At 64.2% G+C, this 23,532-nt stretch carries 21 protein-coding genes; 12 read left to right on the top strand and 9 right to left on the bottom strand.

The features are described from left to right. Positions 1-82: 82 nt before the first annotated feature. On the bottom strand, positions 83-865 hold the full coding sequence (locus K1X12_RS01005; RefSeq protein WP_220985782.1) for an enoyl-CoA hydratase-related protein: 783 nt from the start codon (positions 863-865) through the stop codon (positions 83-85). Positions 866-1,121: 256 nt separating this feature from the next. Here K1X12_RS01005 and K1X12_RS01000 point away from each other — a divergent pair, with 256 nt between their 5' ends. Continuing rightward, complete coding sequence (locus tag K1X12_RS01000) at positions 1,122-2,486, top strand: ABC1 kinase family protein (protein ID WP_220985781.1); 1,365 nt, start codon at positions 1,122-1,124, stop codon at positions 2,484-2,486. Positions 2,487-2,828: 342 nt separating this feature from the next. On the opposite strand, the gene K1X12_RS00995 is transcribed toward K1X12_RS01000, so the two are convergent. Next, entirely contained in the window at positions 2,829-4,103 is a 1,275-nt protein-coding gene (locus K1X12_RS00995) for a cytochrome P450 (RefSeq protein WP_220985780.1), read from the bottom strand. Positions 4,104-4,219: 116 nt separating this feature from the next. Between K1X12_RS00995 and K1X12_RS00990 the strand changes: the two genes are divergently transcribed. Further along, positions 4,220-4,918, top strand: a complete 699-nt coding sequence (locus K1X12_RS00990; RefSeq protein ID WP_220985779.1) for a TetR/AcrR family transcriptional regulator — start codon at positions 4,220-4,222, stop codon at positions 4,916-4,918. Next, on the top strand, positions 4,915-5,091 hold the full coding sequence (locus tag K1X12_RS00985) for a rubredoxin (protein WP_220985778.1): 177 nt from the start codon (positions 4,915-4,917) through the stop codon (positions 5,089-5,091). Before K1X12_RS00990 ends, K1X12_RS00985 begins: the two co-directional genes overlap by 4 nt. Before the next feature lie 4 nt (positions 5,092-5,095). Here the strand turns inward: K1X12_RS00985 and K1X12_RS00980 are convergent, their stop codons facing one another. Continuing rightward, a complete protein-coding gene (locus tag K1X12_RS00980; protein WP_220985777.1) occupies positions 5,096-5,860 on the bottom strand; it encodes a phospholipase A2 family protein in 765 nt (254 codons plus the stop codon). A gap of 96 nt (positions 5,861-5,956) precedes the next feature. On the opposite strand from K1X12_RS00980, the gene K1X12_RS00975 reads away from it, so the two are divergent. Continuing rightward, entirely contained in the window at positions 5,957-6,427 is a 471-nt protein-coding gene (locus K1X12_RS00975) for a PaaI family thioesterase (protein WP_220985776.1), read from the top strand. Between the two features lie 18 nt (positions 6,428-6,445). Here the strand turns inward: K1X12_RS00975 and K1X12_RS00970 are convergent, their stop codons facing one another. Continuing rightward, a complete protein-coding gene (locus K1X12_RS00970; RefSeq protein ID WP_220985775.1) occupies positions 6,446-7,501 on the bottom strand; it encodes a TerC family protein in 1,056 nt (351 codons plus the stop codon). A gap of 152 nt (positions 7,502-7,653) precedes the next feature. After that, positions 7,654-8,952, bottom strand: a complete 1,299-nt coding sequence (chrA, locus tag K1X12_RS00965) for a chromate efflux transporter (RefSeq protein ID WP_220985774.1) — start codon at positions 8,950-8,952, stop codon at positions 7,654-7,656. Between the two features lie 311 nt (positions 8,953-9,263). Here chrA and hisS point away from each other — a divergent pair, with 311 nt between their 5' ends. The 7 genes from hisS to K1X12_RS00930 all read left to right on the top strand — a co-directional run bounded on the left by hisS (position 9,264) and on the right by K1X12_RS00930 (position 18,610). Continuing rightward, positions 9,264-10,757 carry a histidine--tRNA ligase gene (gene hisS / locus K1X12_RS00960; protein ID WP_220985773.1) on the top strand — a complete coding sequence of 498 codons (1,494 nt, stop codon included), beginning with the start codon at positions 9,264-9,266 and terminating at the stop codon, positions 10,755-10,757. Next, positions 10,754-11,875, top strand: coding sequence for an ATP phosphoribosyltransferase regulatory subunit (locus tag K1X12_RS00955; RefSeq protein WP_220985772.1), 1,122 nt, complete (start codon positions 10,754-10,756; stop codon positions 11,873-11,875). The genes hisS and K1X12_RS00955 overlap by 4 nt, the downstream gene beginning before the upstream one ends. Beyond that, entirely contained in the window at positions 11,872-12,582 is a 711-nt protein-coding gene (hisG, locus tag K1X12_RS00950) for an ATP phosphoribosyltransferase (RefSeq protein ID WP_220985771.1), read from the top strand. The genes K1X12_RS00955 and hisG overlap by 4 nt, the downstream gene beginning before the upstream one ends. A gap of 398 nt (positions 12,583-12,980) precedes the next feature. Further along, positions 12,981-14,168: an aspartate aminotransferase family protein gene (locus K1X12_RS00945; RefSeq protein WP_220985770.1), complete on the top strand. Its 1,188-nt coding sequence runs from the start codon at positions 12,981-12,983 to the stop codon at positions 14,166-14,168. 126 nt (positions 14,169-14,294) lie between these two features. Further along, complete coding sequence (locus K1X12_RS00940; RefSeq protein ID WP_220985769.1) at positions 14,295-15,134, top strand: thioesterase family protein; 840 nt, start codon at positions 14,295-14,297, stop codon at positions 15,132-15,134. 42 nt (positions 15,135-15,176) lie between these two features. Further along, positions 15,177-15,725, top strand: a complete 549-nt coding sequence (locus tag K1X12_RS00935; protein ID WP_220985768.1) for an AAA family ATPase — start codon at positions 15,177-15,179, stop codon at positions 15,723-15,725. Between the two features lie 251 nt (positions 15,726-15,976). After that, positions 15,977-18,610 (top strand): ATP-binding protein, encoded by a 2,634-nt coding sequence (locus K1X12_RS00930; protein ID WP_220985767.1) that lies wholly within the window; start codon positions 15,977-15,979, stop codon positions 18,608-18,610. Between the two features lie 6 nt (positions 18,611-18,616). Here the strand turns inward: K1X12_RS00930 and K1X12_RS00925 are convergent, their stop codons facing one another. Further along, positions 18,617-19,825 (bottom strand): lipase family protein, encoded by a 1,209-nt coding sequence (locus tag K1X12_RS00925; protein WP_220985766.1) that lies wholly within the window; start codon positions 19,823-19,825, stop codon positions 18,617-18,619. Between the two features lie 103 nt (positions 19,826-19,928). Here K1X12_RS00925 and K1X12_RS00920 point away from each other — a divergent pair, with 103 nt between their 5' ends. Next, positions 19,929-20,774 carry a carbon-nitrogen hydrolase family protein gene (locus tag K1X12_RS00920; RefSeq protein ID WP_220985765.1) on the top strand — a complete coding sequence of 282 codons (846 nt, stop codon included), beginning with the start codon at positions 19,929-19,931 and terminating at the stop codon, positions 20,772-20,774. 128 nt (positions 20,775-20,902) lie between these two features. Here the strand turns inward: K1X12_RS00920 and nspC are convergent, their stop codons facing one another. From nspC to K1X12_RS00905, 3 genes are read right to left on the bottom strand one after another with little or no spacing between them, the layout of a single operon-like run. Beyond that, positions 20,903-22,033 (bottom strand): carboxynorspermidine decarboxylase, encoded by a 1,131-nt coding sequence (nspC, locus tag K1X12_RS00915; RefSeq protein ID WP_220985764.1) that lies wholly within the window; start codon positions 22,031-22,033, stop codon positions 20,903-20,905. Next, on the bottom strand, positions 22,023-22,277 hold the full coding sequence (locus K1X12_RS00910; protein ID WP_220985763.1) for a hypothetical protein: 255 nt from the start codon (positions 22,275-22,277) through the stop codon (positions 22,023-22,025). The genes nspC and K1X12_RS00910 overlap by 11 nt, the downstream gene beginning before the upstream one ends. Positions 22,278-22,279: 2 nt before the next feature. Then, positions 22,280-23,494 (bottom strand): saccharopine dehydrogenase family protein, encoded by a 1,215-nt coding sequence (locus K1X12_RS00905; RefSeq protein WP_220985762.1) that lies wholly within the window; start codon positions 23,492-23,494, stop codon positions 22,280-22,282. Positions 23,495-23,532: the final 38 nt, after the last annotated feature.

The following is a 23,532-nucleotide window of genomic DNA, read 5'->3' as shown; positions in this document are numbered from 1 at the left end:
GCAGAAGGCGCGGAGATACATAAACGGCCCTGTGGCGTCAACCGCCATCGTGACGGAAAAGCAGCCTTTTTGGCGGGCGGTTTCAGCGATCCCGGAAATGGGCCGAGCGTTTCTCCAGATAGGCTTTCATGCCTTCTTTCTGGTCATCGGTGGCAAAAAGCGAGTGGAACAGGCGTCTTTCGAACTGAATGCCTTGAGAAAGCGGGGTTTCGAAGGCCGCGTTGATGGCCTCCTTGGTCATCATGGCGGCCGCGCGGGGCATGGCGGCAACGGTGGCTGCAAGGGTCTTGGCTTCGGCCAGCAGTTCGTCAGCCGGGACAATCCGGCTCACCAGGCCGCAGCGTTCAGCCTCTTCGGCCTCCATCATGCGCCCCGTGAGGCAGAGTTCCATGGCCTTCGACTTGCCGATGGCGCGGGTGAGGCGTTGTGTGGCCCCAGCGCCGGGCATCACGCCCAGACGGATCTCCGGCTGTCCAAAACGCGCATTATCCGCCGCCAGGATGATGTCGCACATCATGGCCAGCTCGCAGCCCCCGCCAATGGCATAGCCGCCAACAGCCGCGATGACCGGTTTGCGGGCGCGGGCTGCCCGCTCCCAGTTCCGGGTGATGAAGTCCTCATAATAGGACTGGGGGAAGGTCTTGGCGGCAATTTCCTTCACATCCGCGCCGCCGGAGAAGGCGCGCTTCGATCCAGTCAGGATCACGCAGAGGATCTGGTCGTCAGCTTCAAACCGGTCGAACGCCTGGGTCAGCTCGCCCATCATCTCCTCGCTGAGCGCGTTGAGCGTGTCGGGGCGATTCATCTGGATGACGGCATAGCCGTCTTCGGCGTTCACTTCGGTAATCAGGGTCTGGTAGGCCATGGGGAGTCCTTAGAGGGAGGGGCGGGCGCCGGATGGGGGCGCCACTGTCGTTTGTATCTGTATCTACAGGGGCGCTGCGGGCTCGCATCAGTCTGACGGGGTGGGCCGGGTCAGGAAAACGGGCGGCAATGGTGCAGGGCGGGGCCTCAGCAATTGTGGCAAACTCGGGGCGGGCTATACGCCAGCGTGAACACTTTGTCACCCCGGCGCTGCCGAACCTGTCCAAGCCCCCGCCAGCGGCCTATATCTTTCAGGCATGAGCCCTCCGCCTTCCGACACGTCCGACCCTGAGCGCAACCGCCTGTCTGGCCGTCTGGCCCGGACGGCGAAAGTAGGAGCGAACCTCTCCGGCGCGGGGCTGACCTTTGCGGCCCATTCGCTGTTTGGCGGCGACAAGGGCGACGAGCGCATCGCCAGGGCGATGGCTGCCGCGCTCGGCAAGTCCAAGGGGCCGCTGATGAAGGTGGCGCAGATGGTCTCCACGGTGCCCGACCTGTTGCCCCCGCAATATGCCGAGGAATTCGCCAAGCTGCAGGCAGAAGCCCCCGCGATGGGCTGGCCCTTCGTCAAACGCCGGATGCGGGCAGAGCTGGGCGCCGACTGGGAGGCGAAGTTTGCCGATTTCGGCAAGGAAGCCTCCCACGCAGCCTCTCTGGGGCAGGTCCACGCGGCCACCCTGCATGATGGCCGCAAGGTTGCCTGCAAGCTGCAATATCCCGACATGGCGAGCGCAGTGGAGTCCGATATCGGCCAGCTGCGCACCCTGCTGGGCTTGTTCAAGCGCATGGATGGCTCGATTGATGCCGACGAGATGGTCGAGGAGATTACGGACCGGCTGCGCGAGGAACTCGATTATGGCCGCGAGGCCAGACACATGCGCCTCTACCGGGATATGCTGGCGGACAAGCCGTTCGTGACATGCCCGGCGCCGGTCGAGGATCTTTCGACCGGGCGTCTGATCACCATGACCTGGCTGGAGGGCGAACGCCTCGGCGCCTTTGAAGGCGCGCCGCAGGAGACCCGCAATCGCATTGCCGAAATGCTGTTCTGGACCTGGTGGGCGCCGATGAACTCCTATGCCGTGATCCATGGCGATCCACACCTTGGCAATTATCAGGTGACCGATGGGGGAGAGGGGATCAACCTGCTCGACTTCGGCTGTATCCGCATCTTCCCGCCGCGCTTCGTTGCCGGTGTCGTCGATCTTTACCGGGCGATGCTGCACGATGATTTTGACGCTGCCTATGCCGCCTATGAGGCATGGGGCTTCCAGAACCTTTCGCGTGAGCTTGCCGAGGTGCTGAATGTCTGGGCGCGCTTCATCTATGGGCCGATCATCGACGACCGGGTGCGCACTGTGGCCGATGGCGTCTCGCCCGGTGAATATGGCCGCAAGGAAGCCTTCCGCGTGCGCCAGCTGCTGAAGGAGAAGGGGCCGGTGAAGATCCCGCGCGAATTCGTGTTCATGGACCGCGCCGCCATCGGGCTTGGCGCCGCCTATCTGCGCCTCGGCGCGGAACTCAATTTCCACCAGCTGTTCGAGGAGAGCCTTGAGGGCTTCTCGGTCGAGGCCGTGGCCGCGCGGCAGAGCGAGGCGCTGGAGCGCGCGGGGCTTTCCTGAACGGCTCGGTGCCGATCCCGGCCTGGAGGGGTTCGGATCGTCTTTGGCCGGACTGGCGGTGCCATCCGGGGGTGGGGCAGTTTGGATGGCTCAATAGGTGGAGCCTGCGCGGCGGGCACCGCGGCGCCTGAGGAAAAAGTGTGTGCGGTGTGGGCGCTTCGCCCGCCGCGCTATTGCCCGCCGGATAAGTCTGGCCAGCCCGCTCTATAGTTCGACTTCGCTCACCATGAGCTTCGGGAGGGTGAGGCTTTGAACTTCGAAGGATTCTGGGTCCCGGATAATCGCTTCCGCGATTTCCGGGATGACGCAGGGAGGGTATGTGGGGGTTGGATAGGGCGGGGTTCAACTCATCTGGAAGCGGATCGGGACGGATTTCGGGCCGCTGACGAAGTTTGCCTGCACGCGGGTCGGGGTGCCGTTGAGTTCCACCGATTTCAGGCGGGGCAGCAATTCTTCCCACAGGACGCGCATCTCCATCCGCGCAAGGTGCTGGCCGAGGCAGACATGCGCGCCATAGCCGAAGGCGACATGTTTGTTCGGGGAGCGGTCGATCTTGAAGGAATAGGGATCCTCGAACACGTCTTCGTCGCGGTTGCCCGACGGGTAGGCCAGGAACAGCCAGTCATTCTTCTTGATCTGTTTGCCCGCGACTTCTGTGTCTGCGGTGGCTGTGCGCATGAAGTGTTTTACTGGGGTTTCCCAGCGGATCGACTCTTCCACCATCGACGGGATCAGCGACAGGTCATCTTTCAGCTTACGGAACTGGTCCTGATTTTCTGCCAGCGCCCACAGCGCGCCGGCGGTTGTGTTGGAGGTCGTGTCATGGCCGGCTGTCGCGGCGATGATGTAGTAGGACATGGCCTCCAGATGACCGAGCGGCTGGCCATAGACAGCGCCATTGGCAATCACGCTCGCCACATCGTCGCGCGGATTGCGGCGGCGATCCTCGGTCATTTCCACGAAGTAGGAGAAGAAGTCTGCCACGGTGGCCTGGATGTTGGCGAGGCCGGTATCGGTGTCGGAAACCTCCTTGCCTGAACGGTTCACTTCGGGGTCTTGCGCGCCGAACAGTTCCTGCGTCAGCTTCAACATGCGCGGCTCGTCGATTTCCGGCACGCCAAGCACTTCCATGATGACATGCAGCGGATAGAGGAAGGCCACATCGCGGGCAAAGTCGCACTCGGTGCCTTTGGCGGCCATCTTGTCGATGAAGCCGCGGGCGATCTCGCGGATCCGGTCTTCCAGCTTGCGCAGGTTCTGCGGCATGAACCAGGCCTGCGTCAGGCGCCGGTACTGCATGTGGTCTGGGTTATCCATCTGGACCAGCGAGCGCAGAAGATTGGGCGAGCCGCCCATCATCTCGCGCACTTTCTTGTCGGTTTCGATATTGGTCAGCGTCGCGGAGCGATCCTCATTGTGGAAGAGGTCGTTCTGGCGCTCGACATTCAGGATGTCGGCATGGCGGGTGACCACCCAGAAGGGATCGAACCCGTCGAGCTGGGCCACATCGAGCGGCGCATTCTTGCGCAGCCAGGCAAACGCGTCATGAGACCGTTTCCAGTCTGCATAGGCTTTGGGGTCGACAATATCGCGCGCAATCTGTTCCGGTATGGCCATGGTTCCTGATTCCTCCCTTTTGCCGGATATGCGTCGCTGGCGGGCGCCGCGATCCCGGTTGCGAACTGACTACCACAAACTTGCTATACAGCCAACAAACATGTTAAGGGGTGCGAATGTCTGACACAGGGACCAGCGCGGGCACAAAGGCGGGCGGCGAGGCTGCAGCGGGCGAAGACGCCCCGGCGCGGCGCCTTACGCAGGCTGAGCGGCGGGACCGGTCCGAGCGCGAGCTGCTGGGCGCGGCTGTGCGCGTGGTCGCGGGGCAGGGCGTTTCGGCGGCCACCTTCGATGCCATCGGCCGGGAGGCCGGCTTCTCGCGTGGGCTGGTGACCCAGAGGTTCGGCTCAAAGGAGGGGCTGATCCGGGCATTGATCACCCACCTCCATGAATGGCAGGGCGAGGCGCTCGATGAGGCGAAGGTTTCCGACATGGACGGCCTGACGGCGCTGTGTGCCTTCGTGCACCTGCATTGCGAGTCGCTGCGCGGGGCCGAAGAGGCCGACACCTATTTCATGCTGCTGGCCGCCGCTGTTGCCGACAGGCTGGAAACGCGCGGGGCTTTCCGCGACTCCCATGAGATCGAGCGGGCGCTGATCCGCAACTTCATCGAGCGTGGCCAGCAGAGTGGCCATGTGCGCGGCGATGTGAATGCGGATGCAGAGGCGCTGCTGACAGGCTGCTCGCTGCTGGGCATGCGGATGCAGGCCCTTGTTGACCCGGAATTTGATGCGGGGCCCGTGCGCGACGGGCTCATCGCATCCCTGAAAGCGCGGCTGGCTGCGCGGCCTCTGGAGGAGGGGCAGACGACATGAGCGAGAGTTACAAGACCTGGCAGTGCCGCACCTGCGGCTACATATATGACGAGAAGGAGGGCGACCCGAATGAAGGCCTCGCCCCCGGTACGCGGTGGGCGGATATTCCGGAAGATTGGATCTGCCCGCTCTGCGGCACGCCGAAATCCGATTTCGACATGGTTGAGATCTGAGACGCTATGGCGCCACGCGGTGGCAGGCGCCTGTCGCGGTATCGCAATCTATCCGGTCGAGGCTTACAAGGTCGCCGAAGGGGTTGAGGGTGGAAGGATCGTCCGCCTTCAGCGTCAGGGCATAGGCCGGGCCGATATTCCCGGCGTTGCGGAACCAGGACAGGCCGGTGCCGGCGCAGAGCCGGGTGGTTTCGCCCGGTTGCAGCGGGGCGGACTTCATGGCGGGCGCTGTGGCGATCCACTGGCCTTTGGCGTCATGCAGGGTGAGGTAATAGCGCAGCTTGCGGTTGGCCGTGTTGGTCACGTCGGCGCAGGCTTCCAGATGGGGCGCCGCGCTCTTGCCGATAAGGCGCTGGCTGGCCCGCCTGATTGTCCCCTCCGTCTTGCCGCCCGGATAGAGCATCGAGCCGAAGCGCGAGTTCACGGCCTTGTAGTAAGTCGCGGCCGCGACCCGGCACGCCATGTTGGCGGCGGTGGCTGAGGTGGCGGGGTATTCGGTATCGCAGGCGCCGCGCATGTCGGCCAGGAAATCGGCATCGCAGCGGCCCTGATCGAGCGCGCCGGAGCGGTAGCAGGCATCGTGAAACTTGCAGGCCTGCAGGAAAGGCCCGTCGGGCACAATGCTGTCAAGCACGTCGCGTCCGCCGCAGGCGTCCAGCGGCTGCTGCGCGGCCAGCACAGCGGCGCTGGCAAGGGTGCTTTCGCGGGCGCGCGGCTCGGCATCTGCCAGCAGGGCAGAGCAGCCGGAAAGGAGAATGAGAGCAGCCACCACGCGCATCATGAAGAAAATCGTTCGGGGAACGTTACGGCAATTTCAAGGCAGGACTTGCCCACCTTGCATGGCCGAGGCTATGGCGCTGTCACCATGACAGACGATTTCAACCGCTATCAGACCACCGAACTGCCGCCTGGCTACACCCAGCTTGCCTGGCATCGCGGCTTTGGCCGCCAGATCGGGCCGCTGTTCGAGAAGCGCGACGAGGGTACGCTGATGCGCGCTTTCCGCGTGGAGGAATACCACACCAACGGCATGATGAATGCCCATGGCGGCATGCTGATGACCTTTGCCGATATGGCCTGGGGCGCGGCGGTGGAGAAGGACGATGACACCTGGTGGGTGACCGTCCGCCTGATGTGCGATTTCCTCTCCGGCGCGCCGGTCGGCAGCTTTGTCGAGGGCAAGGGAAAGATCGTGGGCCGGCAGGACGATGTGTTCACCGTCGAGGGGCGGATCTGGACCGGTGACAAGCTGCTGATGCGCGGCACCGGCATCTTCAAGGTGATCCCGCGCCGGGAAGAAGGCAAACCCTTCGTCAGGACCACCGCGGGCGCCTGACGAAGGGTCCCTTTCGGCTCAGCTATCCTGCGTCTTGTGCTCGCCGCTGGTCTTCCAGAGCGAGAACAGGATGGACCCGCCGAGCAGCGTGACCGTGAGCATCAGCGACCAGTGTGCCTCCAGATAGGGCACAAGGTGGAATTCCTTGTAGAGCAGGAAGTTCCAGAAGATCTTGATGCCGATCAGCACCAGCACGGCGGCGAGGCCGAACTTGAGGTATTTGAACCGTTCGACAGCTGCCGACAGCATGAAATACATCGAGCGCAGGCCAAGGATGGCGAAGATGTTCGAGGTGTAGACAATGAAGGGATCGCGGGTGACCGCAAAGATCGCCGGCACCGAGTCCACAGCGAAGATGATGTCCACCGTCTCCACCATCAGCAGCGCCAGCAGGAGCGGCGTGGCATAGCGGGTGAGCTTGCCCGTCACCGGGTCTGGCTTGGTCACCACGAAATTATGGTTGGTGATCTCTTCGGTCAGGCGCAGGCGTTTCTTCAGGAAACGGAAGATCGGGTTTTTCTCAAGGTCGAGTTCTTCCTCGTCATCGTCGCCATTCCCTGAAAGCAGCATCTTGGCGCCGGTGTAGAGCAGGAAAGCCGCGAAGATATAGAGCACCCAGGTGAACTCGTTGACCACCGCTGCGCCGAGCGAAATGAAGATGCCGCGGAAGACGATCGCGCCGAGAATACCCCAGAAAAGCACCCTGTGCTGGTATTCGCGCGGCACGGCAAAGAAAGTGAAGACGAGTCCGATGACAAAGATGTTGTCGAAGGCAAGCGCAGTTTCGAGCAGGTATCCGGTGGCAAACTGGACCGCTGCCTGCTGGTTCAGGTTTTCCGGATCATTGTAGAATTGCGGGTCGGGCTGGTAACCGAAATAGATATAGAAACCGAAGGCCACCGCGAGCGAAGCAAAGCAGGCCCACATGATGGCGCTTTTCTTCGGGGAGACGACTTCGTCTTTCTTGTTGAGCAGGCCGAGATCGACCCAGAGCAGGAAACAGATAAGGGAGAGGAATGCAGCCCACAGCCATAAGGGCTGCGCCGCATATTCCACGGACAGGAAATCGGGCATGGGATTAGTTTGCCGTCAAAGCAGTGCGCCGCGTCCGCGCTGTTGCTTCATGGTTCCGACATCACGCCTGCCGCCGCAGACGCCAGAGGGGCCCGGGACCGACTGACAGCCCCTAAAGTAAATTACCCCCGCAGAAGGTCAAGCGCGCAGCCTCAGAGCCAGAGGCTCGCCAGCCCCGCCAGCGCGCATCCGGCAACGACCAGAACGATATTTGTCCTGAAACGGATCAGCGCGATTGTGGCCGCCGCCGCGATGCCGATCGCCAGGAAGTCCGGCCTTGCGATATCCGGCAGCGTGACCAGTCCGCCGCCGGGCAGGGCGAGCTTCAGGCTCGCCTGAAAGAGGATCGCCGCAGCAAACACCAGCGCCACCTTGGCAATGATGCCGAACACGGCCGCTGTCACCGCCTGCAGCGCGCCGGCGGCAAGAGGGCTGCGCCGCAGGTTCTCGGAAAACGGCGCCCCGGCAAAAATCCAGACGAAAGAGGGCGCAAACGTACACCAGCTGGCCATCAGCGCGGCGGCAGCTGCCAACATCAGGCCGCCATGTTCTGCCTGCCAGCCTGCCATGAAGCCGACGAACTGGTTGACCAGCACCAGCGGCCCCGGCGTCGTTTCGGCAAGGCCGAGGCCGTCGATCATCTGCGGGGCGGTTAGCCAGCCTTCGGCGTCCACCGCCTGCTGCTGCAGGTACGCCAGCACGGTGTAGGCCCCGCCAAAGGTCAGCACGGCGAGCTTGGAAAAGAAAAAGCCAACACGGGTCAGCACATGGTCTGGCCCCAGCAGCAAAAACGCGGCGGCCAGCGGCGCAAGCCAGACCGCGCCCCAGCCTGCCGCTGCTGACAGCGCGCGGCGCGCAGGAGGGCGGGCGGCGGGCGCGGGTGAAGGCGCCGCAGGAAGCGGCGGCAGTGACAGGCTGCGCGCAATGCCGATGGCGGCGGCTGCCGCGATCACCAGGGGGAAGGGCAGCTGAAACAGGAACAGCGCCAGGAAGGCGGCCAGCGCCAGGGCAATATCCTGCGGGCCTTTGAGCGCGCGGCGGCCTACTTTCACCAGCGCCTCGGCAATGAACCCGATCACGGCGGCTTTGACGCCATAGAACAGCGCGGCGACCAGCGGCAGCGTGCCCCAGGCGGCGTAAAGCCAGGTGAGCGCGAAGACGATCAGCGCGCCCGGCACCACGAAGAGGAGCCCGGCGATGATGCCCCCGGCCACGCCCCGCAGGCGCCATCCGGCATAGGTCGCCAATTGCTGTGCTTCCGGGCCGGGAAGCAGCATGCAGTAGTTAAGGGCGTGCAGGTATTCAGCTTCGCTGATCCAGCGTTTTTCCTCCACGAACACGCGGTGCATCAGCGCGATCTGCCCGGCTGGGCCGCCAAACCCCAGACACCCGATGCGGAATCCCGCCCCGGCGAGGTCTTTCAGGCTGGGAGGGGTGGCAGCATCTGTCATGCCCCGTCGTTTGGCAGAACCTGCCGCCAAGGCAAGCGGGCAAATCTGGAGGCTTTCTTGACTTTCCCTGCCTGGCTGCGTATCGGCGCGGGCAATGAACACGAAGCCGCACCACCATCATCATCACGCGTGAAGCGCCGGAGAGGCGCGATCGGGTCCGGCTGCGCCTCTGACAAGTGTTCCTTCCAGGAAGAACCGAAGCAGAAGAGGTGGGAGCCGAACCGGGCCGCGCCTGCGCCTTTGCATCGCCTTTCCAATCGGGCTGCCCGGGTTTATGCGGAGCCAGCCGGAACACAGGACCTGAAGAGACCATGAGCAAGAAAGACGCCCAGCCCTCCACGGCGCCCCTCACGGGCAAGGATCTGGCCCGCAAGCCGCGCGGCTTTCCCGACAAGCGCGAAGGGCTGATCCATGCCCAGGCAAAGCTCGTGGAGACGGTCACCAGCGTCTATCGCCAATGGGGCTTTGAAGCACTCGACACCGGCGCCTTTGAATATGCCGACGCGCTCGGCAAGTTCCTGCCCGATTCCGACCGCCCGAATGCCGGCGTCTTTTCCCTGCAGGATGATGACGAGCAATGGATGGCCCTGCGCTATGACCTGACTGCGCCGCTCGCCCGGTTCGTGGCCGAGCAGGGGCAGGGGCTTGGCCGCCCGTTCCGCCGCTACGCTGCTGGCCCGGTCTGGCGCAATGAGAAGCCGGGCCCTGGCCGGTTCCGCGAATTCTGGCAGTGCGACGCCGATACGGTCGGCGCGCCCGGCCTGCATGCCGATGCTGAGATGATCGCCATGGGCGCCGAAGCGCTGCGCGCGCTCGGCATGCAACCCGGCGAGTTTGTCATCCGCGTCAACACGCGCCGCCTGCTGAACGGCGTGCTCGACGGCGTCGGGGCATCTTCGGCAGACACCCGCCTCGCCATCCTGCGCGCGCTCGACAAGCTCGACCGGCTGGGCATTTCCGGCGTGGCAGACCTCCTGGGCGCAGGCCGCAAGGATGAAAGCGGCGACTTCACCAAGGGCGCGGGCCTCGGCGCTGAAGAGGTCAAGCGCGTGCTCGCCTTTGCCGAGGCAGGCGCCGAGACGCGCGCCATGACGCTCGCCAATCTCGCCAAGGCAACCGGCAGCACCGAAGAAGGCAAGGCCGGCCTTGCCGAACTCGAAGCCATCGCCCTGGCGCTGGAAGCGCTCGGCGCGCCAGAGGACGATGTAAAGATCGACCCCTCCGTCGTCAGAGGATTGGAATATTACACCGGCCCGGTCTTCGAGGCCGAGCTGCTGCGAGAAGTGACCGGTGAAGACGGCAAAACCTATCGCATCGGCTCCATCGGTGGGGGCGGGCGATATGACGATCTCGTCGCGCGCTTTACCGGAGAAACCGTGCCCGCCACTGGCTTCTCCATCGGCATCTCGCGCCTCGCCGCCGCGCTCGCCATCCTGGGGGAGGGCGGTAAGCTCGACGGGCCGGTTGTCGTGCTCAATCTGGACAAGGACAATCCGGGCCTCGCGCTCGGCATCGCAGCAGAGCTGCGCCGCGGCGGCATCCGGGCTGAAGCCTATATGGGCGCCTCCGGCATGCGCCCGCAGATGAAATATGCCGACCGCCGGTCATCTCCCGCTGTCGTCATCGTCGGCGGCGACGAGATCGAGAAGGGCACCGTCACGATCAAGGATCTCGAGATCGGCGCGGAGAAGGCCAAGGCGATTTCCTCCAATGAGGAATACCGCGAAGCCCGCCCCGGCCAGATCGAAGTGCCGCGCAGTGAAATGGTTGAGGCCGTGCGCCGCATCGTCGAGGCCCAGCGATGAAACAGGATGCCCTGGTGGCGGTCGCCCGCGCTGTCTTCGAGGCAGCGGGCGGCGCGCCGATTGATCCCGATTATGTTCTGCCGGCGGACATTCCGCTGGAGCTTTCCGGCGAAGCCGTCCGCGCGCGGCTCTGCGTGTTTCAGGACTATCGCGGCGCCGAAATGGCAATGCGGCCGGACCTGACGTTGCCGGTGGCGCAGCGCGAAGCGGCCCGCCGCGAGGCGGGTGAGGCATCGCCGAAAACCTACACCTACGCGGCCCGCGCCTTCCGCATTCCCGTGGCGCCGGACGATCAGCTGGAGTTCACGCAGGTTGGCCTTGAGCGCTTTGGCTATGAGGCCGGCCCGGCAGCGGACGCGGACCTTTTCGCGCTGGTGCACCGCGCGGTCGAAGCCTGCGGCGTGCAGCCAAGCGGCATCGTCATGGGCGACCTCACGATCTTTCCTGCCTTCATTGATGCGCTCGGCCTGCCGGGGGTGACGACGGACCTCTTGAAGCGCGCCTTCCGGCAGGAGGGCGGCGTGCGCGCCGTGCTCGATGCCGCCGCCCGCCCGCTCGACACAGATGTCGCCCGCGCGCTGGACGCAGCCGACCCGGAGGCCGCGCTGGGAGACGTACTCACGGCACGGAACATCCCGCTCGCCGGTGCCCGCAGCGTTGCTGAAATCGTCGAGGGCCTTGAAGCCCGCCGCGCCGCCATCGAGGCGGGCGGCCTGACGCAGGTCGCGCGCGATACACTGCTCGCCCTGCGCGAGGTGGATGTGCCGCTCGTTTCCGCAGCCGCAGCCCTGTCGGAGATTGCCAGCGCCCACGGCCTTTCTGGTGCGGGCGCGGCTATTGCCGCCTTCGGTGCGCGCGCAGAGGCGATCCTCGCCCGCGTGCCGCAGGCAGAAAAGACGGCGCGCTTCCGCACCGGCTTTGGCCGCCGCTTTACCTATTATGACGGCTTCGTGTTCGAGATCATGGCGCTGGGCCTGGCGGAAACCCAGCCCGTTGCCGCCGGCGGGCGCTATGATGGCCTGCTGGCTGGGCTTTCGGCAGGCCGGGCGTCGGCCACGGGTGTCGGCGGGGTTGTGCGTCCCGACAGGATGGTGCGCGTGCGGAGGGTAGGGGAATGAGCCGGATCACGATTGCGATCCCTTCCAAGGGACGCCTGAAGGAACAGACCGAGGACTGGCTCGCTGGCATCGGCCACACTGTTCGCCAGATCGGTGGCGAGCGCGGCTACACAGCCGAAATCGAAGGCATCGACGCCGAAGTGCGGCTGCTGTCGGCGCGGGAGATTGCGCAGGGCCTCATCGACGGCGTTCTGCATCTGGGCGTGACCGGCGAGGACCTGTTGCATGATCTGGCCCCGGAAGGTCCGTCAGATTTCGAAGTGCTCAAACAGCTCGGCTTTGGCGGGGCCGATGTCGTCGTCGCCGTGCCGCAGGCCTGGTTCGATGTCGATACGATGGCCGATCTGGAGGCCGCCGGCGCCGCCTTCCGCAAGGCGCATGGCCGTCGCCTGCGCGTTGCCACCAAATATCTGCGCATCACGCGGCGCTATTTCGCCCAGAAATCCGTCGGGGAATACCGCCTTGTGGAAAGCGCCGGGGCCACTGAGGCAGCTCCTGCCACAGGCAGCGCAGACGTGATCGTGGACATCACGACCACCGGCGCCACCCTGCGGGCCAATGGGCTCAAGGTGCTCGATGACGGGGTTATCCTGAAAAGCGAGGCCTCGCTCACGCGCTCGGTCACCGCGCCCTGGAGCGCAGAGGCGAACGCGATCCTGGAGACCCTGATGCGTCAGCCCCGCACAGGGACAAAACGCCCCCTTTAAAAATATTTTGGACACATTCTTGACACATCCGCGAAATCGTTGCCGTATGGGTAGGCAAGTTTCTGGGAGGAAACGCTGCAAACGGTGGAGAGGCGCAGTATCCGGGGACGGAACTGCGCCTCTTTTTAATTTCCGGATGAGTTGAGAGAATTTCCGGGATTGAAGACCGGGACCAGCGAACGCGATGGTTCAGGGGGAGTCGAGGGCGTTTTCACCGCGCTGCTGTTCCCGTCTTCATGAATAACAATATACACTTATCGATAAACGTCAAGCATAATTATCGTTTTTCGATTAAATCCCTGTAATCCAGAGCTCTGTGTTGACTTGGCGTCCCCCCGGCCTCATGCGTGGCGCCTTAAAAAGCCGGATACATTCCCAGACGTCAGAGGAGATTACCGATGGAAGATCCCCGCCAGCACATACTTCCCGTTTACCGCCCGCCGGAGGAAGTGTTCGTGCAGGGCGAAGGCGCGTACCTGTTTACCGAGGACGGGCGACGTTACCTGGACTTCATCGCCGGCATCGCCGTGAACGCGCTGGGACATGCCCATCCCGCCATGATTGAGGCGCTGCGCGACCAGGCCGGCAAGCTCTGGCACACCTCCAACATGTTCCGCGTGAAGGGGCAGGAGGAACTGGCCGACAAGATCTGCCGCGATACCTTCGCTGACCGGGTGTTCTTCACCAACTCCGGCACCGAGGCGATCGAGTGCGCCATCAAGGCGGCGCGCAAGTATCACTGGGCCAATGGCAAGGCCGACCGGATCGACATCATCACTTTCACGGGCGCCTTCCATGGCCGCTCGATCGGGGCGATCAATGCCGGCGGCAACCCGAAATACCTGGAAGGCTTCGGCCCGAAACTCCCCGGCTTCGTGCATCTGGAATGGGGCGACACCGATGCCTTGAAGGCGGCTGCCTCGGCGCCGACAGCGGCGGCGATCCTGATCGAGCCCGTGCAGGGCGAGGGCGGCGTGCGCGCCGTTCCGGAGGACGAGCTGCTTGCCATGCGCAAGCTGTGCGACGAGCACGGCATCCTCCTGATCTTCGATGAAGTCCAGTCCGGCATGGGCCGCACCGGCAAGCTCTGGGCGTACCAGTGGGTGAACGGTGTGGAGCCGGACATTCTCGCCGCCGCCAAGGGCATCGGCGGCGGCTTCCCGTTCGGCGCGTGCCTGATGACCGAAGCTGTCGGCGAACCGATGCAGCCGGGCAGCCATGGCTCGACCTATGGCGGCAACCCGCTGGCCATGGCCGTTGGCAATGTCGTCTGGGATGTCATCTCGAACGAGGACTTCCTCGCCAATGTGCGCCGGGTTTCCGGCACGCTGGCCCAGGGCCTCAAGAGCCTGGCAGACAGCCATCCGGACAAGGTGGAAGCGGTTACCGGCAAGGGCCTGCTGACGGGCCTGCGCCTGAAGGCCGACCCGAAATCCATGCAGACGCTCTGCCGCGAAGGCGGCCTTCTCGCGGGCGTTGCCGGCAACAATGTGCTGCGCCTCGCGCCGCCGCTGATCATCGATGACACGCAGGTTCGCGACGCCATCAGCATGATCGACGCTGCGCTGAGCGAGTGGACGGTTTGAACCTCCCGGTTCGCAATATCAGGTCATGAAGTTTGATTGAGCACCCGCCAGATGGCGGGTGTTCTTTTTCTTCCTCTGGTTGCTAATGTCTGCGTCCGACAGAAGAAGATCGGAGGGAGCATTGTGATGACCGAGGTAGATGATTTTGAGCTGGCAACCCGGCTTGAAAGAGTGTCGGAGTATGACTGGACCGCGCCCCTGCGCGAGGACTGGAGCCTCTGGGGGCCAGCAGGCGGCTATATTGCCGCCCTTGCCCTGCGCGCCGCCGGAGAGGCTACGGCGTTTCCTCGCCCCGCCAGCATGACCTGTCATTTCCTGAGGCCTGGCCGGTTCGCCCCCGCCGAGCTGCATGTTGAAAGCCTTCGGTCCGGCCGACGCAGCGAACTTCTGCGCGTTGATCTCCGGCAGGACGGAAAGACGCTGCTGACGTCAATGGTTTGGGCCGTGCCCGAAAGTGTTCCCGGCCTCGTCCATGATGTGACCCGGTTGGAAGGCTTGCCCGATCCGGAACACCTTCCGACGCTTGAGGAGCTCTACCCCGATCAGCGCGAGCATCCTTTCTTTCAGCGGTTTGGTCACCGCCCGCTAAAGGGAATGCCGAACGAGGGTGAGGCGCCTCGCGATCCAGAGCTGACCGGCTTTTTCCGCTTCTCACCAAAGGCACGCGCCGACAGCGCCTTCGTGGACAGCGCCCGTATCCTGCTGCTGCTCGACACATTCGGCTGGCTCGCTCAGTATCCGGCCCATCCGAAAGACAACCCGTCACCCTGGGTGGCGCCGAATATTGACTATCACTATCGGTTTCTACGCCCTTCCCATCATGCAGACTGGCTGCATATGCGCGTGCGCGCCCCGATTACCGAAGCCGGCCTGATGGCGACGGATGGAGAGATCCGGGATGCGCAGGGGTATCTGCTGGCCACGGGGTCTTCTCAATTGATGTGCCTGCCGCGTGCAGGCCAGTAACGGTGCAGGCAGGGCCTGCAATCCGGTGTCCGGAGACTTGTCATGCCGCAGGAAAAGACAAACCGCTACATCCTCACCGGCGGCCCCGGCGCAGGGAAGACCACGCTGCTTGGTCATCTTGGCGGGCAGGGCATCGCCGTGATGCCGGAAGCGGGCCGCAGCATCATCCGCATGCAGAGCCAGATTGACGGGCAGGCCTTGCCCTGGCGCGACCGGGCGCTGTTTGCCGAGCAGATGCTGGCCTGGGAACTGCGGTCCTATGAGGCCGCCGCCAGCCTGTCCGGGCCGGTTCTGTTTGATCGGGGCCTGCCCGATATTGTGGGCTATCTGAGGCTGGAAGGGCTGGGTGTGCCGGCGCACATTTCCCGCGCCGCGCAGGCGTTCCGCTACAACCCGTCCGTTTTCATCGCGCCGCCCTGGCCGGAGATTTTTGTCCAGGATGCAGAGCGGCGGCAGGATCTGGAGACAGCCGAGCGCACCTATGAGGCGATGGTGAGCACCTATCGCGAGCTGGGATATGCCCTGATCGAATTGCCGCGCGCGCCTGTTGGCGAACGGGCCTCATTCATGAATGCCCGGATCTCTGGTTAGGCGTTGTTTTTATTCAGAAAAGAAAAAGGGACAGGCAGAGAGAGCAACGCCTGTCCCTTGTGATATGCGCGTGCGTCCCCCACACTCGCAGCATGCAAGCTAGTGAATCTGAAAAGCGCTCGCTTCCGTGAAGCTACCCAATTTTTGCGGTTCCATACCTATTTTTTGCCTTTTCGAGGCGGATCGAGCCGTTAAGCTTGCTCCCGCCAGCGCGGCTCGGGAGGGGGCGGCGCGCGCGTGGGAGCAGATCGGTGCTGATCGAGCGGGAAAAGGAATTGGGCCAGCTGGCGGCGCTGATCGAGGCAGCCGGCCGGGGGCAGGGCGCTGCCGTTCAGATTTGCGGCGAAGCGGGCATTGGCAAAAGCAGCCTGATCCAACGCTTGCTGAGCCGCCTGCCCGAAGGCTGGCGCGCCGCATCCGGCGGGTGCGATGCCCTTTATACGCCGCGCCCCCTCGGGCCGGTGCGGGATATGAGCGGCACGCTTGGCCCCGAAGTGCAGGCGCTGCTGGAAGGCAGCGACCGGCCGCAACTTTTCAATGCCATCCTTGACGCGATCAGCCGCGGAAACGGCCCCATGCTGATGGTTTGGGAAGATGTGCACTGGGCTGACCATGCGACGCTGGACCTTCTGCGTTTTCTTGGGCGGCGCATCGCCTTTCTGCCGCTATTGCTGGTGCTGACCTACCGGGATGATGAGGTCGATGCGCAGCATCCGCTTGCGCGAGGGCTGGACGAGTTGCCCAGCGGCGTTCTTCATTCGGTGCCGTTGCGTGCACTCAGCCCCAAGGCTGTCAGCGTTCTGGCGCGAAAGGCCGGTCTGCCCGGCGATTGGCTGTACCAGAAATCGCAGGGTAACCCCTTCCGTGTGACTGAGATGCTGGCCGCTGGCCAGACAGGGGCGGAAAAGCTACCCGGTTCGGTGCGTGAGGCGGTCACCGTGCGGCAGGGGCAGTTGCCCGGCGGGGCGCTGGAACTCCTTGAGCTGATCAGTGTCATCCCCGCGGCCGTTCCCGCCGCGCTGCTTCGGCATCTGGGCGGCGAGGAGGCGCTCGCCATGGCGCAGGACCTGACTGCGGGCGGCATCCTGCAGGCCTCAGCCGCCGGAGACTTCCGCTTCCGGCACGAGATCGCCCGTATCGCCACGCTGGAGCGTATTCCGGCGAAGCTGCGCCGCGCCCATCATGCGCGTATCCTTGAAGCCTTGCGCGGGATGGAAGCCACCGCGCCGCTGGACCAGATGGTGCACCATGCTGCCGGCGCGCTGAACGCGGGCGCCGTGCTTGCCATTGCGCCGGAAGCGGCCAGTCGCGCCGCCGCCAACGGCGCTCACCGGGAGGCAGCCGGGCATCTGGGCACGGCGCTGCGGTTTGTGGACGAGGCGGAGCCGGAAACCGCCGCCCTGCTGCATGAGCGATGGGCCTATGAAAGCGCGCTGGCCGCCCGGATCGACGATGAAGTGCTGGACGCGCGGCGCCACGCCATCACCCTGTGGCGGCTGTTGGGGCGGCAGGACAAGGTGGGTGAAAATCTCCGCTGGCTCTCGCGCATGCACTGGTATCGCGGCGAGGCGCCAGAGGCTGCCCGCTATGCCGATCAGGCCATCCGTGTGCTGGAAAGCATTCCGCCTTCGGCAGAGCAGGCGATGGCTTACTCGCTGCGGGCGCAGCTGCACATGCTGAACGATCAGATGGAGGAGGCAGTGCATTGGGGCGAGCGCGCGCTGGCGCTGGAGGCGGATTTTCCAAACCCCGAACTGCGCGCCCATGCGCTGAACAATATTGGCACGGCCCTGATCTTCCGGGGGCGGAGGGAGGGGGAGGCGCTGCTGCGCGAGAGCCTCGCTGTCTCCCTCGCCAACAACCTGCATGAGCACGCTGCCCGCGCCTATACGAACTTCGCCGAATATGCCGTGGAGTTTCGCCACTTTGCGCTCGCTGAAGAGATCATCGCGGCTGGCATTGCCTATGATGTCGAGCATGATCTCGACGCCTGGACCTATTATCTGACGGGCCGCCTCGCCCTGCTGCGGATGGAGCAGGGGCGCCTTGGCGACGCCGCCACCATCGCCGGCGCCGTTACGGCGCGCGAGAAGCTGACGCTGGTGGTACGCCTGCCGGCCCTTCTGGTGCAGGCGCGCGCGGCGATGCGGATGGCAGCGCCGGATGCGGCAGCCCTGATGGAGCAGGCCTATGCCGATGCGATGGCAACAGATGAGCTGCAGCATATCGTGCCGGCGCGCCTTACCCTGATCGAACATGCCTGGCTGACGGGCCATCGTGCCCTCGCTATCGAACATCTGGACGCCCTGTTTGCGCTCTCCGATGGGGATCGCCATCCCTGGAACATTGGTGAGCGTGCCGTCTGGGCAAAACGCCTTGGGCGGGAGGCGGAAGGCGTGGACGTGGGCAGCCTGCCGGAGCCTTTCCGGTTGGAACTCGACGGAGAGATGGAGGCGGCTGCCGCCGCCTGGCGCGCGCTGTCGATGCCTTATGCGGCGGCGCTGGTCGGCCTGCAGAGCGATGATGAGGCTGAGCTTGGGGAAACGGTCGGCCAGTTGCAGGCGATGGGCGCAGAGGCCGCCGCCGCTTACGCCCGGCGCCGCGCCTCCGAGCTGGGCGTCACCAGCCGCCTGCCGCGTCCCCGGCGCGGCGCCTACAGTGCGGCGCGGGACCATCCGCTCGGTCTCACCAAACGGGAGCAGGAAGTTCTGCGCCTGCTCGCGCGCGGTTGTTCCAACCGTGAGATTTCAGAAACCCTCGGCCGGTCGCCCCGTACAGTGGAACACCATGTCTCCGCCGTGCTGGCCAAGCTCAACGCGCAAAACCGGATGGCCGTGATGCTGCGTGTGCAGAACGATCCCTGGTTGCTGCAGCCCGAGGCGTAAACAGGTCTATTTCGGGCAGATGGCAGGCGCTGGCCGCCCGGCAAAGCGTGCCCGTGTCCACGTCAGCAGTTCGGGAACTGCAGGCGAGTCTGGCCCAATAATCGACATATGATCCTGCTGGTCGAACGCCTGATAATCTATCGTCTCGCCCGCCTGGCAGCGCCGGCGCGCAAAGCCTGCCTGCACGCGCGCGCTCACCACCTCGTCCCGCTTGCCCTGCAGGATCAGGATAGGGAAGGCGATGCGCTTGTCGGGCACGTTCTCCGCCAGATGCTTGCGGAAACTCGTGCCCGTCTCGCCGCCCCGGAAGATCGATCCTTTGGTGAGCTTGTCCGCAATCAGCGCCGGCACCAGTCCGTCGATGCCTCCCAGACACCGTTTGGAAATCTCGGTTGCCTGCCAGCGCGCTTCGGGCCGCACGATCCCGGAGAAATAGAGGTCGGGATAAGTGTCGGCATAGGCGCGCGCCACATAGGACGAGAAGATCCGCCCTTCCGGCGTTGTCTCGATGTCGGCCACCATCGCTGGAAGGTCGGTTGCCGGAGCAATTGCCGCAATGCCTTTCAGCTGCAGCTCGGGCGCGTAGTTGCGCGCAAGAATGCCGCTCCACAGCGCCGCATGGCCGCCCTGCGAATGCCCCCAGATGATCGTCTCGAGCGAGAGCGTGATGTCTGGCAGGTCATGCGCCGCGCGCACGGCGTCGAGCACGGAGCGCGCCTCGCCATTGCCGATCAGGTAGGGGTGGGCCGCCGGCGTGGTCAAGCCTGCATAGTCGCTGGCCACCAGCACCCAGCCTTCGTTCAGCAGCGCATCAAGCGCCGGAATGCCGGCATAGGGCGCCCCTTGCATGGAGCCGCCACAGCCGGGCGCCGCCCCGCTCGCGCTGCGCGCCCAGGCGATCACGCGGCGCGGCGCTGTCTCGCTCGCTGCAGGATCGTCCTTCCACAGAACAAGCGCGCTCGCAGTCGCCGGCACCCCTCCGTTCAGTGTGGTGGTGTGGAGTATCCGCCGCGCGCTGGCTCCTTCGGGCAGGTCGCGCAGATAAGGCCCCGCCTTGAGCAGGTGTCCTGCCCGCGCCGTCTCGCTGATCCCGGCGCGATAAAACTGTCCTGGCCGGGAGGGATAGGAAAGAAACCAGAGGCCGATCGTGGTCAACAGCAGAAGCAGAACGGCAGCGCCGATGATATTGCGTGCGAGTTTCAGCCAACCCGGCATCGCCTGTCCCCCTGGAAAGCAAGGGGATGCTACCAGACGTGATGGCTTATGAACAGGCGCGCTGTCGCTGGCGCCGCGCCGCGCGCCGCGCTAGGTTCACCTCATGACCAAGCTGACCGCCGCCTGCATTCAGATGCGCTCGGGCACCGAGCCTGAAGCAAACCTTGCCGCCGCCACCGCGCTCATCCGGCAGGCCGCCGGGCAGGGCGCCGCCCTCATCGCCACGCCGGAGATGACCAACCTGCTCGACATCCGCCCCGGCATGGCCCGCCCGAAAGTGCGGCCCGAGGCACGCGATGAAAGCCTCCCGGCCTTCCGCGCGCTCGCCGCCGAGCTGGGCGTCACGCTGCTTATCGGCTCACTGGCGATCGCGCTGGAAGACGGCGCGGACGATCGCTTCGCCAACCGCTCTTTCCTCATCGCTCCGGATGGGAACATTCTTGCCCGCTATGACAAGATCCACATGTTCGATGTGGAAGTCGGCGATGGCCAGACCTACCGCGAAAGCCGCGCTTACCGCCCCGGCGAGGCCGCCGTGCTCGCGCAGACGCCCGCCGGAAAGCTCGGCCTCACCATCTGCTATGATGTGCGCTTTCCCCATCTCCATCGCGCGCTCGCCAAGGCGGGCGCCGAACTCCTCGCCATTCCCGCCGCCTTCACGAAGGTTACGGGGCAGGCCCATTGGCACATCCTCGTCCGCGCCCGCGCCATCGAAACCGGCTGTTTCGTCATCGCCCCGGCCCAGGCAGGCAAGCATGAGGATGGCCGCGAAACCTTTGGCCATTCCCTCATCGTCTCCCCCTGGGGCGAGGTGCTCGCCGAGGGCAGCGCCACGGAGCCCGGCATCGTGATGGCGGAGATTGACCTGTCAGAGGTTGCCAAAGCGCGTGGGCGCATCCCGGCGTTGAGCAATGAGCAAGCCTTCAGCCTGAAGACGTTCGGGTTCTGACGCCTTGCCTCACTCGCAACGCTCATCCTGAGCGAAGTCGAAGGATGGGCCAAGCAGAACCGTAGCGAGCCCCGGCTCGCCCTTCGACTTGGCTCAGGGTGAGCCGTTCTCGCGATTGCCTGTCTGGGCTAACGCCCCAGCCGGCGCCGGAACTCGCCATAGCCGAAGTCGGAAATCTGTTCCACGCGCCCGTCTTCCCAGCGGATGGCGAGATTGGCGAGCGGGGTTCCGTTGAACGTGTTCGTCTTGACGAAGCTGTAATGCATCTGGTCGGTGAACACGATCTGGTCGCCCGGCTCCAGCGCCTTGTCGAAGGAGTAATCCCCGATCACATCGCCCGTCATGCAGGTCTTCCCGCCGAAACGATACGTGTGCGGTTTTTCTCCGGCCTGGCCGGCGCCGATCACGTCGGGGCGGTAAGGCACTTCCAGAACGTCGGGCATGTGAGTGGAGGCCGAAGCATCCAGAATGGCAAGGTCCATCTCGTTCCAGTGCAGCGCCAGCACGGTCGAGTGCAGCTCGCCGGTGTTCACCACCAGCCCTGCGCCCGGCTCAAGGATCACCTCGATGCCAAACCGCGCCTTGAACTTCTTGATCGCCGCGATCAGCGCGTCGACATCATAGCCCGGCTTGTTGAGGAAATGCCCGCCGCCAAAGTTCACCGCTGAAACCTGTTCCAGATAAGGCGCAAACTTTTCAGACACCGCCTCGATCAGGCCAACCGAGCCCTCATGAAGGCTCTCGCACAGCGCATGCACATGGAAAATGTCCACGCCGCTCCAGTTCACCTGCGCGAGCTTTTCCGGCACTTCGCCAAACCGGCTCGTCGGCGCGGTGGGGTTATAAAGGTCTCCGCCCAGCGTCGCATTGGAATAGCCGGGGTTCACGCGCAGGCCGATATGCGCGCCCGCGTCGCGCGCAATGTCGCCAAACCGGCCAAGCTGCTCTGCCGAATTGAAATAGATATGCTGGGCAACTTTCGTCAGCCGGCGGACTTCATCTTCGGTGTAGGCGGGCGAATAGACATGGACTTCCTTGCCGAATTCCTCGGCCCCCATGATCGCCTCATGCTCGCCGCTGGCGGTCGTCCCGTCGAGGTAGTCCTTCATCAGCGGGAAGGCGGCCGGCATCGCAAACGACTTCGTCGCCAGCAGGATCTTGCAGCCTGCCTCCTCGCGCACACGCTTCGCCGTCTCCAGATTCTTCCGGAGGCGGGCGGCATCAAGAACGAAGCAGGGGGTTTGAATGTCAGTGCTCATTGGCATTCTCGCGCTTCAGGGCGTTGAAGAAGATAACGGCCCAAGTCAAAACAAATGGAAGGACAAGTTTCGCTAGAAAGCCCGGAGCGCCCGAGAGCATTTCGCCAGCGCTTTCCAACTTGTCTCCGGTGGCAATCCACATCCCGAGAGCCAGCGCCCCTGCAAGCAGCGCAAACACGCCAAGGATCGCCGCTGTTGCCAGGGTGGACCTGACGAAAGCGCGGGCGATCCTTGCCGGTTTCAAACTCAGGTCACCACCTCGAACAGCTCGTCCTGGTCGCCCGGCTTAATGTCGATGATCGTCGTCGGCAGGCCGCGTGTTGCCACGTCCTCAAGGAAGGGCTTCGCCGGGAATTCTTCAACGTTGAAGACGCCCGCGCCTTTCCAGATGCCGCGGAAGAACATCGCCGCGCCAGACACCGGCGGCACGCCCGTCGTGTAGCTCACGGCCTGCGCGCCGACTTCGCGGTTGGTTTCGGCGTGGTCGCACACATTGAACAGCATCTTGGCGATCTTCTGGCCATCCTTCTTGCCACGGATGATCACGCCGATGCTCGTCTTGCCCGAATAGCCTTCGGCAAGAGAGGAGGGCGCGGGCAGGAGGTCGCGCAGGAATTCCATCGGGATGATATCCATGCCCTTGTGCTTGATCGGCTCCAGGCTGATCAGGCCGATGGATTTGAACACTTCTAGGTGTTTGATGTAGGCCTCACCAAACGTCATCCAGAAGCGGATTTGCTTCAGGCCACGGATGTTCTTCACAAGGCTTTCCTCTTCCTCGTGATAGATGAGGTAAGAGGCGCGCGGGCCAACTTCGGGATAGTCCACCATCGTCTTGATGCTGAGGGCGGGGATCTCGATCCACTCGCCATTCTTCCAGTATTTGCCGTCCTGCGTCACTTCGCGGAGGTTGATCTCCGGATTGAAGTTGGTGGCAAAGGTCTTGCCATGGTCGCCGGCATTGCAGTCCACGATGTCGATATATTCGATCTCGTCGAACAGGTGTTCCTGCGCATAGGCGCACCAGATGTTGGAGACGCCGGGGTCAAACCCGCAGCCGAGAATGGCGGTCAGGCCAGCTTCCTTGAACTTGTCTTGATAGGCCCACTGCCAGCTATACTCGAACTTCGCCACATCGCGCGGCTCATAGTTGGCCGTGTCCATGTAGGAAACGCCCGCCTCAAGGCAGGCATCCATGATCGGCAGGTCCTGATAGGGCAGGGCCATGTTGATCACGAGGTCGGGCTTCACCTTCCGGATCAGCGCCACGGTCGCGGCGACGTCATCAGCGTCCACCTGGGCAATCTCGATCGGCGTCACACAGTCCTTGGCCACCTTCTCGCAGCTCTCGATACGGCGCGAGGCGAGGGTGATGTGTTTGAACGTGTCACGGTCCATCGCGCATTTCTTGGCGACGACTGAGCCGGCAGCGCCGGCACCGATGATGAGCACATTGTCCATGACTGGGCAAAACTCCGGAAAAGCGTTGAAAGGATTGG

Origin of the sequence: Hyphomonas sediminis, from assembly GCF_019679475.1 — a bacterium.
In the GTDB taxonomy this organism is placed as follows: Bacteria; Pseudomonadota; Alphaproteobacteria; order Caulobacterales; family Hyphomonadaceae; genus Hyphomonas; species Hyphomonas sediminis.
The sequence above is the reverse complement of the archived record's forward strand: the minus strand, read 5'-3'. Positions and strand labels throughout refer to the sequence as shown.

Excerpts from the sequence above, each read along its gene's own strand:
- K1X12_RS00955 (WP_220985772.1), top strand. The coding sequence starts at position 10,754 with ATGAAACAGGATGCCCTGGTGGCGGTCGCCCGCGCTGTCTTCGAGGCA.
- K1X12_RS00925 (WP_220985766.1), bottom strand. The coding sequence starts at position 19,825 with ATGCCGGGTTGGCTGAAACTCGCACGCAATATCATCGGCGCTGCCGTT.
- chrA (WP_220985774.1), bottom strand. The coding sequence starts at position 8,952 with ATGACAGATGCTGCCACCCCTCCCAGCCTGAAAGACCTCGCCGGGGCG.
- nspC (WP_220985764.1), bottom strand. The coding sequence starts at position 22,033 with ATGAGCACTGACATTCAAACCCCCTGCTTCGTTCTTGATGCCGCCCGC.
- K1X12_RS00990 (WP_220985779.1), top strand. The coding sequence starts at position 4,220 with ATGTCTGACACAGGGACCAGCGCGGGCACAAAGGCGGGCGGCGAGGCT.
- K1X12_RS00920 (WP_220985765.1), top strand. The coding sequence starts at position 19,929 with ATGACCAAGCTGACCGCCGCCTGCATTCAGATGCGCTCGGGCACCGAG.
- K1X12_RS01000 (WP_220985781.1), top strand. The coding sequence starts at position 1,122 with ATGAGCCCTCCGCCTTCCGACACGTCCGACCCTGAGCGCAACCGCCTG.
- K1X12_RS00995 (WP_220985780.1), bottom strand. The coding sequence starts at position 4,103 with ATGGCCATACCGGAACAGATTGCGCGCGATATTGTCGACCCCAAAGCC.
- K1X12_RS00970 (WP_220985775.1), bottom strand. The coding sequence starts at position 7,501 with ATGCCCGATTTCCTGTCCGTGGAATATGCGGCGCAGCCCTTATGGCTG.
- K1X12_RS00905 (WP_220985762.1), bottom strand. The coding sequence starts at position 23,494 with ATGGACAATGTGCTCATCATCGGTGCCGGCGCTGCCGGCTCAGTCGTC.
- K1X12_RS00935 (WP_220985768.1), top strand. The coding sequence starts at position 15,177 with ATGCCGCAGGAAAAGACAAACCGCTACATCCTCACCGGCGGCCCCGGC.
- K1X12_RS00975 (WP_220985776.1), top strand. The coding sequence starts at position 5,957 with ATGACAGACGATTTCAACCGCTATCAGACCACCGAACTGCCGCCTGGC.
- K1X12_RS01005 (WP_220985782.1), bottom strand. The coding sequence starts at position 865 with ATGGCCTACCAGACCCTGATTACCGAAGTGAACGCCGAAGACGGCTAT.
- K1X12_RS00945 (WP_220985770.1), top strand. The coding sequence starts at position 12,981 with ATGGAAGATCCCCGCCAGCACATACTTCCCGTTTACCGCCCGCCGGAG.
- hisG (WP_220985771.1), top strand. The coding sequence starts at position 11,872 with ATGAGCCGGATCACGATTGCGATCCCTTCCAAGGGACGCCTGAAGGAA.
- hisS (WP_220985773.1), top strand. The coding sequence starts at position 9,264 with ATGAGCAAGAAAGACGCCCAGCCCTCCACGGCGCCCCTCACGGGCAAG.
- K1X12_RS00940 (WP_220985769.1), top strand. The coding sequence starts at position 14,295 with ATGACCGAGGTAGATGATTTTGAGCTGGCAACCCGGCTTGAAAGAGTG.
- K1X12_RS00985 (WP_220985778.1), top strand. The coding sequence starts at position 4,915 with ATGAGCGAGAGTTACAAGACCTGGCAGTGCCGCACCTGCGGCTACATA.